The 13425-nt window shown below is 39.9% G+C and carries 12 protein-coding genes and 1 pseudogene; 9 read left to right on the top strand and 4 right to left on the bottom strand.

Features of this window, described 5'->3' with window-relative positions:
* Positions 1-2: 2 nt before the first annotated feature.
* Positions 3-1568, bottom strand: coding sequence for a BglG family transcription antiterminator (locus EV690_RS11540; RefSeq protein ID WP_131913172.1), 1566 nt, complete (start codon positions 1566-1568; stop codon positions 3-5).
* 561 nt (positions 1569-2129) lie between these two features.
* Here EV690_RS11540 and EV690_RS11535 point away from each other — a divergent pair.
* On the top strand, positions 2130-2558 hold the full coding sequence (locus tag EV690_RS11535) for a MarR family winged helix-turn-helix transcriptional regulator (RefSeq protein ID WP_131913171.1): 429 nt from the start codon (positions 2130-2132) through the stop codon (positions 2556-2558).
* Positions 2559-2562: 4 nt separating this feature from the next.
* Positions 2563-3402, top strand: coding sequence for an alpha/beta fold hydrolase (locus EV690_RS11530; protein WP_131913170.1), 840 nt, complete (start codon positions 2563-2565; stop codon positions 3400-3402).
* 125 nt (positions 3403-3527) lie between these two features.
* Here the strand turns inward: EV690_RS11530 and EV690_RS11525 are convergent, their stop codons facing one another.
* The gene (locus EV690_RS11525) at positions 3528-4544 is read right to left on the bottom strand and encodes a GlxA family transcriptional regulator (protein ID WP_131913169.1); all 1017 of its coding nucleotides are present in this window, start codon (positions 4542-4544) and stop codon (positions 3528-3530) included.
* A gap of 290 nt (positions 4545-4834) precedes the next feature.
* Here EV690_RS11525 and EV690_RS11520 point away from each other — a divergent pair, with 290 nt between their 5' ends.
* The 4 genes and pseudogenes from EV690_RS11520 (at position 4835) to EV690_RS11505 (ending at position 6660) form a co-directional block, all read left to right on the top strand.
* On the top strand, positions 4835-5518 hold the full coding sequence (locus EV690_RS11520; RefSeq protein ID WP_131913168.1) for a DJ-1/PfpI family protein: 684 nt from the start codon (positions 4835-4837) through the stop codon (positions 5516-5518).
* 226 nt (positions 5519-5744) lie between these two features.
* On the top strand, positions 5745-6041 hold the full coding sequence (locus EV690_RS11515) for a YciI family protein (RefSeq protein WP_131913167.1): 297 nt from the start codon (positions 5745-5747) through the stop codon (positions 6039-6041).
* 27 nt (positions 6042-6068) lie between these two features.
* Positions 6069-6155, top strand: a pseudogene (locus EV690_RS18630) (N-acetyltransferase); the annotation flags it as partial.
* Positions 6156-6210: 55 nt separating this feature from the next.
* Positions 6211-6660 (top strand): GNAT family N-acetyltransferase, encoded by a 450-nt coding sequence (locus EV690_RS11505; protein WP_131913166.1) that lies wholly within the window; start codon positions 6211-6213, stop codon positions 6658-6660.
* 374 nt (positions 6661-7034) lie between these two features.
* Here EV690_RS11505 and EV690_RS11500 read toward each other — a convergent pair whose 3' ends face one another.
* On the bottom strand, positions 7035-7526 hold the full coding sequence (locus tag EV690_RS11500) for a DUF6622 family protein (protein WP_131913165.1): 492 nt from the start codon (positions 7524-7526) through the stop codon (positions 7035-7037).
* Positions 7527-7798: 272 nt separating this feature from the next.
* On the opposite strand from EV690_RS11500, the gene EV690_RS11495 reads away from it, so the two are divergent.
* From EV690_RS11495 to cqsA, 3 genes are all read left to right on the top strand, one after another.
* Positions 7799-8278: a 2TM domain-containing protein gene (locus EV690_RS11495; protein ID WP_131913164.1), complete on the top strand. Its 480-nt coding sequence runs from the start codon at positions 7799-7801 to the stop codon at positions 8276-8278.
* A gap of 231 nt (positions 8279-8509) precedes the next feature.
* A complete protein-coding gene (locus EV690_RS11490; RefSeq protein WP_131913163.1) occupies positions 8510-9952 on the top strand; it encodes a sensor domain-containing diguanylate cyclase in 1443 nt (480 codons plus the stop codon).
* 262 nt (positions 9953-10214) lie between these two features.
* Entirely contained in the window at positions 10215-11378 is a 1164-nt protein-coding gene (cqsA, locus tag EV690_RS11485; protein ID WP_207907527.1) for an alpha-hydroxyketone-type quorum-sensing autoinducer synthase, read from the top strand.
* A 27-nt stretch (positions 11379-11405) separates the two neighbouring features.
* On the opposite strand, the gene EV690_RS11480 is transcribed toward cqsA, so the two are convergent.
* A complete protein-coding gene (locus tag EV690_RS11480; RefSeq protein ID WP_131913161.1) occupies positions 11406-13382 on the bottom strand; it encodes an ATP-binding response regulator in 1977 nt (658 codons plus the stop codon).
* Positions 13383-13425: the final 43 nt, after the last annotated feature.

Below are 13425 nucleotides of genomic sequence, written 5' to 3'. Positions count from 1 at the left end.
AGTTAAGATTGAGTAGCCGTATATGCATCTCTGGCCTGATGTAGTTTTTCTGTGATGAGTTTTTCAGTAATCCTCTGGAGATCTGTATCATTAAGAAATGCTGTGACATAGACCACTGGCGTTTCAATTTCTGGTACATGAACCGTAGAGATAATCAGATCGGGTGTCATTTGTTGGGTAACACTCGGTAATTGATCCGATGGTACCGTCGCAACAATTTCCCAATCAGGAAATGCTCGTAGGATGCGGCTTCTTAATAAATGTGATGTGCCGATTCCTGTAGAGCACACGAGTAATACACGCTTATGCGTAATTTGCCGTTCAACCGCTGCTTGGAAATGGACGGCCAGATAACCAACCTCGTCATCAGAAACGGTTTGTTGGGGACAATGTGTAAATACCTTTTCCACGGCAATACGAGTTAAGTGATAGACATCGGCGAGTTCATTTTTAATATCATCCAGTAAAGGGTTACGAATATTAATCTGATAATAAAGCCGATTGATTAAGGGACGAATATGTACGACGAGACCATCATATAGTTGCTTATCTTGGCTAAGATCAATACTGATTAAGTTTGAAAAAATTTCTAATAAATTCAATGTAATATCACGAGCTTCATCACTCAATAACTCGGTATGCCACGCGTGATCACTGTGGTTTTCAGCAACTAACACACCAGATGAAATAATGTATTGGTAAATGAACCACACTTCGTCTTCTGGTAATGACAAGGTGATATATTGCTCGATTTTTGCAACCATTTCTCCAGCAATCATAAATATTGGATCTTCTAAATGTTGCCGGGAGACAGGCTTTGGACTGCCCAATAAATTTCCCCGTGTGCGGCGGTGCATCATGATCAAAATATGAGTGAAAATATTAATGTAGTAAGGTTCGCCTAGTGGATATGCCAGTGCTTGTTCCATTTCTTGCAATAGGACCTGAACAAAATTGACATCCTTCTCACCAAAGTACTGAACCAATGCTTTATAGCTACCCGGATCCAGCCGTGAGTGGTTTACAGTGCCGGGGTCCTGATGGTTCATCAACCCATTAATCAATGCCGCCATTGCCTGACGTACATCATTTTCATTGCCTTTAATACGGGTGCCACTTTGACTGCGAATTAGTTGCAATCCTAATGGTGTGATCCAATCTTCGATTATTTTTAAGTCATTGACGATAGAAGCATTACTAATAAAATGTCGCTCTGACAACTTGTTTATCGAGGTTTCTCTGGGTGTCTCACTGAGTAACCAAGAGGCGATTTTTATCCGGCGGGCATGGCCCAGAACACTATCTGCATCATCATTTTCATTATTGATCTGTTGTTCTAGTTGCATCAGATCCGCTGTATTTTCAGCAACTAATAAAATACCGGCTCCCGATTTTTTATCTACCCGGATATTAGAATTAACTAAATAATCATTAATAATATTCAGATCACGCTGAATAGTTTTTTTCGACACTTCAAATTGTTCTGCCAAAGTAAGTAATGTGGCGTATTCCTGTTGCTTTAACAAGAAACGTAATAATCTGTGTTGTCGAGAGGTAAGTACTTTCATTTTTTACCTTTAGTTACAGATCAAATTAATAAATGTGATGAATTACTCAATATTTCTAGTTTATAAGCCGTTTGAATAAACATTCTGTGATGATGAATATAGAGAGATTTTTATAGCACAACAATACTAAATATTGTCCATGTATCAGGACAATTAACAAATACTGAGACTAGAATGCAAATAATAAGATTGGTATTTGTAAGGAATATGTAAAAGGACAGGGAGATTAGAATCACATCAAGGGCATTGCTTAAAAAAGCATAAAAGTAACAATATTTCTGAGGGGCAATTTGAGTGACGTTTTGACATGGATAGGTGCTATGGCGAACAGGATCGACTGAAGCCGATAGTTTATAAGCAATCAACCCTGTCTGGGGTGGAGCAAGCTAGACAATGCGTTTTTTAGTTTTCTCATTTGTTTTCAACACGTGTTTAGCGCTATCGATTTTAACTTTGCACTTTAAAATCTGCCTAATTTAGCTTTTTTGTTGCGAGGTATTTGATCTTTCAAATATATAAGCATAAAGTTGCTAACTCAAACATATCGCAAAGAATAACTCCATGATTGAACAAAAAGAAAGTAGCTTAATCCATAGTCTGATTGGTCTCAGTAGTTATATCCAGAAGAGGATGAGCCGAGCACTCTCAGTTCATGGTATTGGTGTCACCGAATATCTTGTTCTTAATCAACTATATATAACACCGACACAGACACTGCGGCGTAGTGATCTCGCGGAACAGATAGGCTTGAGCCCGTCAGGGATAACCCGTCTGATTAATCCCATGGAAAAAATGGGTCTGGTTAAGAAAGAGGAGAATATCCGTGATGCCAGAGTGAGCTTGGTTGCCTTGTCGGCCGCGGGTCAGCAAATTTATGAAGATGCACAGACCTCATTTACGAGCACTTCGGTTGCGTTACTTGAGCCGTTGGAAGAGAAACAGCTTGATGTGTTTACACAGTTGCTAAAAGCTATCGCTAAAGCGGGATAATCGCATGCATCAGCAATATTACCGGCAAGCCATTATCGAGCAGATGGGCTGTTCAGTGACTCAAACCAATGTGCTAGCAGGCTCAGTCAGTACAGCCTATTTGTCGGCAGGAACAGGCTGTCCTGTTATCTGTCTGCACGGCGGTGGAGCTGGTGCGATCACATGGTACCCTGCTATTGCCTCATTGGCACAACACTTTCGTGTAATTGCGCCAGATATTGTTGGGTACGGTGAGTCTGATAAACCGGATGCAAGCTACGATAAAACCTATTTTGCAAACTGGCTAAAGCAGTTTTTGGATGCGCTTGGGGTGGCTAAAGCGCATATTGTCGGATCCTCTCAAGGAGGGGCCATTGCTCTGCAATTCACTTTGGATCATCCTGAAATGGTAGACAAGCTTGTTCTTGTCGATTCTGGTGCACTAGGCGCAAAACCACCCTTGATGTCGACCATTGGGTTGGTGTGGTTGAATATCTTTCCATCGTCCCTGGCAAATCGTTTTTATTCCCGTTATATCCTGTTTAAACCTGAACAGCGCGACCCGAATCTCGGAGATTATTCCCTAGAAGTATTGAAGAATGCTGGTGGGAAAAAGGCTTTTTCACAGGGGCGTGGGGCGGCGGTTTCAGTGTTACCAGAAGCGGTACTGTGCGGGATAAAACACAAGACGCTCATGATTTGGGGGAAAAATGATCGGTTATTTCCTATCGAATATGCGACCAAGGCCGTCTCGGTGATGCCCGATGCTGAATTATTGAGCATTGAAAATGCGGGACATCTGCCAATGATCGATCAACCTGCAGTGTTTAATCGAGCCGTTGTAGATTTTTTGCTTAAAAAATAGGAAGTAATACTCGCATTAAGTCGTTTGCGAGGTGAGATAAAAAGAGAGCGTGTTGCTTTGTGGACTCTGTAAAGAAACTTTAGGAAATCTGAATGTTGCGCTACCTACTTTTATAGGTCCGGCTATCATGGTAACCGTTTGTCCTCAGATATTGTTTGTTGTGCGAAGTTTAGGTCGGTTTTATCGGCAAGATAGTCTTTATTCGCTTTTATTCGGATACTCTGGGGAGACTCGTGAAACGTTCGCAAAAATGCATGGCGCATTCTATCAGCTGATTTAAGACCTACCCGAATTGCTATTTTTTCGAAGCTATCACGGCTTTGTTGTATGTGTTCGCGTGCAACGGCTAAACGCACTTGCTCAATTGCTTTTGCCGGTGTTACTCCCATTTCTTTACGGAACGCTCTGGCAAAATTTCTTGGGCTCATGGCAACCTGATGAGCTAAACGATCTACGGTAATCACCTCAGCAATATGTTCTCGAACCCAACCCAATAATTCTGCAAAAACTTCGCTAAATGGATCGACAGCCAGTAAACTGGATCGCTGCGAATATCCTCCGGGTCGCCGGAAGTAGACAACAAGCTGTTGAGCAACTTGGTTGGCAATGCTGCGTCCTAGATCGTTTGCTATCAAGGCAAGTGTTAAGTCAATACCGGCCGTGATTCCTGCCGATGTCCATATATTTCCGTCACAAATATAAATATGATCAGGCTCCACCCTCACTTGGGGATAACTGCTAGCTAACTCGAGCGCCATGTCCCAGTGAGTCGTTGCTCTGCGGCCATTCAATACGCCAGCTTTGGCTAGAATAAATGCCCCGGAACAGGTACTCGCTAAGCGACGAACGTTGATGGCTGCGCATTGAATATAGTGGATGACCGATGGATACTCAGCAGTATCCTTAGCTCCAGGACCGCCCACGACAATTAGCGTGTCGTAATCCATCGGAAGCCATGAAGCAGCCGCTATCTCAAGACCACATGAACTTTTTATCAATCCTTCTGTTTCTGGCTGCGAAATCACCTTAATTTCATAGCTATCAGGAACAAACCTATTGGCAATTTCGAAGGCTGAAATGGGTCCAGACATATCAAGTATTTGAAATTTATCAAAAATTTGAATACCAATTTTACGTGTCATGGCAGAAAAACCCGGAATTTTGTCATTGTGCTTAGTATGCATCATCGTTATGTTTTGAACATGAATTGTTCATGCAAATTAATCAATATAAATATTCCTATCGCTTCATTTATCGCTATAGGGCGGATCATAACAATCAGTGCTGCTGCCAATCAGTATTTGGAGCATAAAAACACGTTTATGCAGAAAGTGATTTCAGAAGAACGCTCTGAAAGTTCCGATAAATTTTGTCTGCGAAAAATGGTTTTAGCATTCATAAACTTGGTGGCACATCATATGGAGTCGTATCTATGACGTCGAAAAACTTACAAATTGGTATATTGCTATTTCCTGAGGTCACTCAGTTGGATCTCACTGGGCCGGCAGAAGTCTTCTCAGCCAGTCAATGTTGTGATGTCCATTTGATTTGGAAAGCACTTGATCCGGTCATGACGGGTTCGGGATGGTCTATCAACCCAACTCACACTTTTCATACAACACCTGCGCTGGATGTGATCTGTGTTCCCGGTGGGACGGGGCAAATAGAGTTGATGGATGATGATGAAACGCTCAACTTTATCAGAGAACAGGCTGCCCATGCTTTACTCGTTACATCGGTTTGCACGGGTTCTTTAATTTTGGGGGCTGCGGGGTTGCTTACGGGCTACCAAGCGACTAGCCATTGGATGTCATTGGATCAATTGGAACTGTTCGGTGCGATACCTGTCAAGGAGCGTGTTGTGCATGATCGTAATCGTATTACGGGAGCTGGCGTTTCCTCCGGTATCGACTTCGCCTTATATGTCCTGAAAGATCTTCTTGGGGATGATATCGCGCAAGAGGTTCAACTCGGTATCGAGTATGACCCTGCTCCCCCTTTTTCTTTTAGCAAGCTTGCGGTTCCGAGTCGACTTGATAAGTTAGCTCAACGAGCTCAGCAAAGACAGACACGGCGTTTGAGGGCTACCCGTAAGGCGGCTGAACGGTTGAAGTGAGGAAAATAACGCGATCGAGGGACGTTTATATTCTGGCATTGGCGTGCTGAGAAAATTACGCAATATCGCCCAGCCATCGTCGGTTGTGACCTTAAGAAACTACGTCAAGCTGATTCTGTTTAGCGAGTGTCGTTCCTGTGCTAAGTTACGGTTAGATTAAATTGATTGTCTGGTGTGGGTCTGACCAATGCGATCGCGAAGTTTTTAAATTTATAGGAGAGAATTTATGAGGGTGTTTGTTGTCACATTAAGTCGGAAAAGAAAAGGTGAGCTGACCGATGAGTTACTAAATAAGCATGTCGAACACTTGAGGTTAAAAACTCAGGAGGGAAAAATTAGACTATGTGGTCCATTTGCGGACGGTGATTCAGCTATGCAAGTGTTAACCGTTTCGGATAAAAATGAGGCGATACAAATAATAGAAGGCGATCCTTTTATCCGGAATGACTATTATCAAGACTACCAAATTCAAGAATTAATTGAGGCAAATGAAAATAACAATTGGCTCATGAAGAATAATTAGACTTAGATGTGATGTTGTAGGCGTCAAATGGCAAATCCACGAGTTTTGAAAGCGCAAATTGTAAATGTTAAGTGTGGCGAAAATGTCACGATCATCGAGCCTGCAAACATTTTCAAAATGTTACACTAATAGTCATCAGTTTAGCTTACTTTATCATTTCGAGGATGTGATGGAATTTCGTAAAGCAGGAATAGAAGATGTTGAGCCGTTGTCTCAACTTTTTCATTCTTATCGTCAACTATCAGTAAGTTTAGAGCATGGTGCTTCACAAAAAGAATCTCTGAACTGGATAACATCAAGATTAACACAAGAGAATGGTGTTTTTATCATTGCAATTAGTGATGATGAAATTCTTGGTTTTGTCACACTATATCAAGGGTTTAGTTCTATTTCACTAAATCGATATTGGGTGCTTAACGATCTCTATGTCATTGAGCAAGCAAGGGGCTTAGGTCTGGGACGGGCATTAATGGAACAGGCTGAAAAATATGCTCAAAATACCCATGCTAAGGGGATTGAGCTTGAAACATCATTCGACAACACCGTTGCTCAATCGCTTTATGAAAATTTGGGTTACCTCGAGAATAAGCGCTATAAAAGGTACTTCAAAAAAATATAGATTCCACAATCTGCTTCAGAATGATGGCTCTGAGCTTGTAAGTTTTTATAAATTGTTCAGGTGATAGAGCCTTGATGATCATATTGCTCCGGCTATTGACTGATGATTTTTCTGCATCAGGAGCCATGAAATACGAAGACTCACATAAACGACTCAAACCACGCTGATCCCACTATATATAGATTTTTACTGTTTTAATATTTGCTGGTGCTTCATACTTTTCCGGCCATGAGTAGGCTGTGACTTTCGCATTGCACTCGGCAAATAGGTGCTAAGTCGCAAGAAGCAATTTCTATAGCGGCATAATCACTAAAATACTTTGTTGATTATGCCTTATCGTTCATCTGCTCAGCGGTTGTTTAGCCTCTAGATTCTTAATTTTTCAGCGGGTATTGCGCTAACCGTGATTGTTGAACTATCAGACTCGCGGCCCGAAAACCAAATGCACCCGCGGTAAAGCCACTAATGGCAATATTTAAAATGCTCCAAATCGCTGCTGGATTGACGGCGACTAAAACAGCTAATAGGTAGTGACTGATAAATACAGTCATTAATAAAATGAGTAGATTGTAACTCCCCGGTAAAATGGTCTGTTGTTCTGCAGTTAGATACATCTGTTTGATTTGGGCATTAAAAATCATATAGCCCGACACGATTCCAACGGTAATACCGAGCAACCAGAACTCGGCAAATTTAAATTGTTCCAGGAGCTGATGCAGCGAGAGAATAATAAAAATAGCGGGTAATATAATCGTTTTCTGGGGCAAAACGATTTGTGGTTTTAAGCTGTTGCACCCTTTTCGAAGTAGATAAAGAAACAGGAGCCACACCCAAATTGGCGTATGATTAATAATAGTGATTAACATCGTTTTTAACCCTTCACTCTGATAGAAAGTGGGGCAATGATGCCAGTTTCCCCGCCCATCTAACCACGTCGTTCACGTGTCATAAGCCTGACAAGCGGGTCACATGAAGTGGATAGCATGCTTTTTATTGCGAAATTTAATCCTGCCAATAAGATTTTAAATCCATATAACTTATTGAATTATAAGTAATGTCATCTATATGACGGGCTGTGGTTGCTATCTTTATTAAATTAAGTCAGTATGTTGGCGATAAAAGCAACAAGAGAACGTTAATGGAAATACGTACTCTGCGATTAAAGCGTGGCTGGTCTCAAGAACAATTGTCTTTATTATCTGGATTGAGTGTTAGAACCATTCAGCGAATTGAGCGTGGGCAAAAGCCATCTCTTGAATCATTAAAGTCACTTGCTGCAGTATTTGAAATTGATATCCAAGAACTCTCTTTGCTTCGTGATAGCGATGAGCGCAATGAGCCCCAGGTCAGTGAACGTGAACAAGAACAGCTTATTTTGCATCAGGTGAGAGAGATGAAACGGTTTTATAGCCATTTAATCTCCTACATTGTTGTGGTTGTATTTTTGTTTATTATCAATATTGTGACTGATCCAAGCTATATTTGGGCATATTGGGCTGCGTTAGGACTAGGGATTGGGATCATAAAACACGCGCTTCGCGTCTTTCATGTCTTCCATTGGTTTGGTGCCGAATGGGAGAAAAAGCAAGTTGAAAAGCGCTTAGGGCGAAAGCCATAAATATATTTGCTCGAATTTTAGCTTTTCAGTAATCGGGGACCATTGTTCATCGCCTCAATATTAGTTTTCCACAAACTTAACATAAATGGGGCTGACCTGCCTTGTCTGTATGCCAACGGTTTGATGATATTCATAAAAGATTGTGGTTTGCCGATTTCTTCTGCCATTGCACAGAAAAGCCTCCTATAGTTAAGCACAGAGGATTTTCTTTATTTGCGCATAGGATGTTGAATGCTAAAAGTACCAGAGCCATCGATTAAGCGACCCAAATCTATCTGGTTTTTTTGTATCTTCATCTTTGTTGCTTTTTTACTCGTCAGTTTTAGCAGTTACCATGAATCAAAGCGTTTTTTAGGTGAGCAGATCCGCGAAAATTCGTTGCCACTGACTAGCGATAATGTCTATTCACACATTCAGCAAGATTTAATCGAACCTATTTTTATCTCGGCTTTAATGGCCCATGATACATTTTTAAAAGATTGGGCGATCAACCCTGACCATTCTGACGCGGCGATGTTGCGTTACCTTCGTGAGATCGATCGTCGCTTTGACACAAAACTCGCGTTTTATGTTGATGAACAAACGGGAAAATACTACACCCCGGTTGGTATCAATAGTGATTTTGATCGATCTGCAACTTGGTATCAGCGAGTCAAAAACTTTCCAGAAAATAAAAATTATGAAATCAATACGGGTCGAGATCCTATTAACCCTTCATATATCGATATATTTATTAACCATCGTGTATTTGATTATAAGAATCAGTTTATCGGGATTGCTGGGATAGCCTTAGAAGCAAAAAAAATTCGTCAATTAATTGAAAATTATCAGCAACGTTATAACCGAACTATCTATTTTATTGACCGACAGGGACATGTTGTCATGCATGGCAACCAATTTGGTCGTTTGAATAATATTCGAAAATTTATAAAAACCCCGGGGTTAGTGAATAAAATATTATCTTCTCCAAGCGGTTATTACCAGTATCATCGAAATGGTCAAACCATTGATGTAAATGTTCGGTTAATTCGTGAATTTAATTGGTATCTTGTGGTTGAACAGAATGAAAATAAAGCATTGCAGAATTTAATTTATATTTTTTGGTTTAATTTATCGGTTTGTATTTCGGTTACCTTACTCGTCTTGTTTATTGCTCGGATAACAATTGGTCGTTATCAAAAAAATCTACTTAAACTGGCTTCTACTGATAAATTGACTGGGCTTGCTAACCGGCAGGCTCTTCAAGAAGCATTTAAAAGCATTGATGAGCCTGGCGACTTTCCAATCTCAATATTGTTATTTGATATTGATTTCTTTAAAAAATTAAATGATAGCCATGGACATAGCTTTGGTGATGAAGTTCTTAAAGATGTAGCAATGATATTACGTACTCAGGTACGAAGCTCTGATTTGGTTTGTCGCTGGGGGGGTGAAGAGTTTTTATTCTTGTTACATCAATGCTCTTTAGACAGAGCAATTCAGATTGCTGAGCAGATTCGTGCAAAGGTGGCAGAGTTAAAATTAAGTAAAGATGGTGAAACAGTCTCTATTTCAGTGAGTGGTGGAGTTGCTTGCCTGCGGCCAGAAGAGTCTCTTCATCAAATCGTTAATCGCGTTGATGTCGCTCTGTATAAAGCAAAAGAGCATGGGCGCAATCAAATCATATCTGTCTAGATATATTAGATTCGTTAATAGTTAATATTAATCACTATTAACAAATTAATAATTTTTGATCTATTTTTATTCTTTCTTATCAAGAATTTTCATTATATTGTTCAACAATCATACTCATTTATATTTGGTTCATAAATATATAGCAAATTGTCATAAAAAAATTATTTCATCCATTTTCTCTTATTAATACAAAAATAAACAAGCATTCCATTACGATGGTGTTGGCAATTACGCCAAAATTAATGGAGAAAATACCATGAGTATTAACAAAAAAGAACTACCTTCCTTCTTGAAATCTGAATTGGATTTCTACCTAAAAGACTTAATAAAATATAATGACCAACATTTAGTCGTCGGTGGAAAGCCTCATTCAGAGGATGTAGTCTTGCAATCGAATGATTATTTGGTACTAGCGAATAATCCTCATATTAAAGAATGTTTGAAAAAGTCTGTCGACAAGTCTGATGAAAGCATCCTGATGTCTGCCGTGTTTGTTCATAAAGATGATAGCAGACCGACGTTTGAAAAGCAGATGGCAGAATTTGCTCATTTTGACTCTTGTCTTATTTTTCAATCGGGGTGGAGTGCCAATACCTCACTGTTGCAGGCGATTTGCTCAAAAGAGATCACGGTTTATATTGATTTCTTAGCGCATATGTCGTTGTGGGAAGGGGCGCGTAGTGGTGAAGCCAGAATTTTGCCGTTTCTACATAATAATGCTCGGCATCTGGAAAAGCTCATTAAACGTAATGGCCCCGGAATCATTATTGTCGATGCGGTTTACAGTACCGTTGGGACAATTGCGCCATTGGAAAAAATTGTTGAGTTAGCTAAAAAATACGGTTGTGCGACAGTTATTGATGAGTCTCACTCACTTGGTGTTTACGGTGAGCAAGGCGCTGGTATTTTAGCGGAATATGGCTTGTCAGATGAAATTGATTTTATGACCGCTAGTCTGGCAAAAACATTTGCCTATCGTGCTGGTGCTGTCTGGGCCAACAATAATTTCAACGCTTGTATTCCTTATATCGGCTATCCAGCGATTTTCAGCTCAACGATGCTTCCATACGAAGTCGAGGTATTGGAAGAAACACTCAACCTGATCAAATCAATGGATAAAGAGCGGGCAACGTTGTTCTCTCAAGCCCAGAAATTGCGTGAAGGATTCACCAACATGGGGATTTGGATACAGAGTGAGTCGCAGATTGTATCCATCGAAACTGGAGATGAAGACAATACTTATGCTGTTCGCAACTATTTAGAGAAAAATGGGGTGTTTGGGTCGATATTTTGCCGTCCGGCAACATCGCCTAAACATAGTATTATACGGTTCTCGGTTAATAGCAGCCTAACGGATGCGCAGATTGATAAAATTCTGAGTGTTTGTTATCAAGCTATAAATCAAGAACATCTCTATATTAAATAATTAGTGATTAGCCCTGGTTCGCCAGGGCTATATCCATAATTGTAATTTATTGATTAACTGGGTTTTGTTGGATGGTTTGATAATGTAGTCGTTCATGCCACTGGTTAAAATTTTGTTGATAGTGGTGCTTTGATCATCCCCTGTATGGCCAATGATCGGGATACTGTTGTATTTTTTCTGTGAGGCTCTGATTTTGCGGGTTGTTTCCAGCCCATCCATTGCAGGCATTTCTAAATCCATGATAATGATGTCGATATTTTCGCCGTTATCTAACATTCTTATCGCATCGGCGCCTTCACTGGCTTGGTAGGTAATAAAACCATTATGTTCTAACAGTAATGAAGTGAGCTTCAATACCGACTGGTTATCATCCACGACTAGAATTTTAGACTTTCCGTTGACTGGTTCTGTTGGTGGTCGTAATGATTGGACGTGTTTATCATTTGATAATAGGTTGTTCAGAATGATTTGCTGGTAGTTTTTAATAAAATCCTGGTAGTTGATAACATTTGCTTGATCGGTCTGTTTTGTATCATTGCTGAGATAAATGACGTTATCTTTATGGTTGATTTTGCTTTTGATTCGGGTATCTATTTTATCTAAGTCAACAATTGTTAGGTCGTAGCGATAGGTATAAAAATCTTCTGAAATCAATGCGTTTGAGTTAATGATTTGGTAAGGAAACTTACTATTAGAGAACAGAAAATCGGACATCAACTGATGTGGTCGCATATCAGTGATGTAAAGGATCTCTTTATGGCTGATAATGGCATCTTTGAGTTTCCCTAATTCTGGTGAAGTCTCCTTGGGAAATACCAGCTCAAATTCGGTCCATTGACCAAAGACGGAACGACATAAAATATCACCATGAAAGGCACGCATGACCCTTTTACAAAAAGGTAGGCCTAGGCCAAAACCGTTGTTCTTACCGTTGGTGTAGAAATCATCAAAAATATATTTGAGCTCTTTTTTATCAATTCCTTGACCATTATCCCGGAAAATAACTCTGTTGAACTCTTCATCCTGTTTCGCCTGAATGAAGATATGGAACTCATTGTTTTCTTTATAATGAAAGGCATTTTTCATTAAATTATAAAAAGTATAGATGAGTAAGCTTTCGCTGCCCAAATAGGAAAAATCCTGTTGAACCTCTAAATGAACTGACTTTTGATCGTCATATTGATTGTAACTAAATGAATGCGTGACTTTATTTAAGGTTTGTGCAATCGAGTGCAACTTAAATGACGAGGTCGAAATACGGGTTTCATCTATCGATGTCAGCAAAATTTCGATTGTCTCTAGGGCATTATCGATGATGTTAATCGAATCATTAAAGATCTGATCAAGCTTCTCTTTATTCTGAGGTTGCTCTTTGATCAAATCTTGAGATAAATACAGTGAGTGTTTTAAAGCGCTGAGAGGGTTGCGCATTTCATGAGCGATGCCTGCACCGAACGATTTTGTGGTCGATATTTTATTTTCGTTGGAATTTTTGTTTTTGACATAACACAAAGTGCCAAAAATATAGGCAAATAAAAATATGGGGACGTAAGACCATTTTACGTCTGGATCGAGTTGCCCATCTTTAATTAAAAAAGCACATAAATAGGCGATGAAAAAGCCAAAAATAGCTTGAGATACAAGAATTTTGGTATCGTAGATCGTCAAAATATGCAAAAACAACGCTGCCATCAACGACATGGCCCAGATATCTGACCAGTTATTCATTAACATCATAAAACTAAAGAAAAATGGCAGGCCGATCCCGATTGTTACAACATAATAATAAGGAAGCCATTTTCTGAGCTGCTCAGGCCAATATCGATGCAATGCCAGGGGTAAAAAACATAGCGAGCAGAATGAGCGTAATAACAATGAATCGTAAGGCTGTGGATAAAGATAATGCCAGAATAAATAATAAACGGGGTAGCCAAAAAAGCCGAGCCAGCCGATCACTGTCAGATTAGATTCGGAAGTTGTATAAATTTTCTTGATGGCATTCATAAAGTCAACTTCACTCAGAAGGAACAGCTATGATCCTACGTGA

The organism is Celerinatantimonas diazotrophica, from assembly GCF_004339545.1.
Lineage (GTDB): Bacteria > Pseudomonadota > Gammaproteobacteria > Enterobacterales > Celerinatantimonadaceae > Celerinatantimonas > Celerinatantimonas diazotrophica.
This window is presented reverse-complemented; position numbering and strand designations above follow the sequence as displayed.

Excerpts from the sequence above, each read along its gene's own strand:
- EV690_RS11500 (WP_131913165.1), bottom strand. The coding sequence starts at position 7,526 with ATGTTAATCACTATTATTAATCATACGCCAATTTGGGTGTGGCTCCTG.
- EV690_RS11495 (WP_131913164.1), top strand. The coding sequence starts at position 7,799 with ATGGAAATACGTACTCTGCGATTAAAGCGTGGCTGGTCTCAAGAACAA.
- EV690_RS11480 (WP_131913161.1), bottom strand. The coding sequence starts at position 13,382 with ATGAATGCCATCAAGAAAATTTATACAACTTCCGAATCTAATCTGACA.
- EV690_RS11490 (WP_131913163.1), top strand. The coding sequence starts at position 8,510 with ATGCTAAAAGTACCAGAGCCATCGATTAAGCGACCCAAATCTATCTGG.
- EV690_RS11520 (WP_131913168.1), top strand. The coding sequence starts at position 4,835 with ATGACGTCGAAAAACTTACAAATTGGTATATTGCTATTTCCTGAGGTC.
- EV690_RS11540 (WP_131913172.1), bottom strand. The coding sequence starts at position 1,568 with ATGAAAGTACTTACCTCTCGACAACACAGATTATTACGTTTCTTGTTA.
- EV690_RS11515 (WP_131913167.1), top strand. The coding sequence starts at position 5,745 with ATGAGGGTGTTTGTTGTCACATTAAGTCGGAAAAGAAAAGGTGAGCTG.
- EV690_RS11525 (WP_131913169.1), bottom strand. The coding sequence starts at position 4,544 with ATGACACGTAAAATTGGTATTCAAATTTTTGATAAATTTCAAATACTT.
- EV690_RS11530 (WP_131913170.1), top strand. The coding sequence starts at position 2,563 with ATGCATCAGCAATATTACCGGCAAGCCATTATCGAGCAGATGGGCTGT.
- EV690_RS11505 (WP_131913166.1), top strand. The coding sequence starts at position 6,211 with ATGGAATTTCGTAAAGCAGGAATAGAAGATGTTGAGCCGTTGTCTCAA.
- EV690_RS11535 (WP_131913171.1), top strand. The coding sequence starts at position 2,130 with ATGATTGAACAAAAAGAAAGTAGCTTAATCCATAGTCTGATTGGTCTC.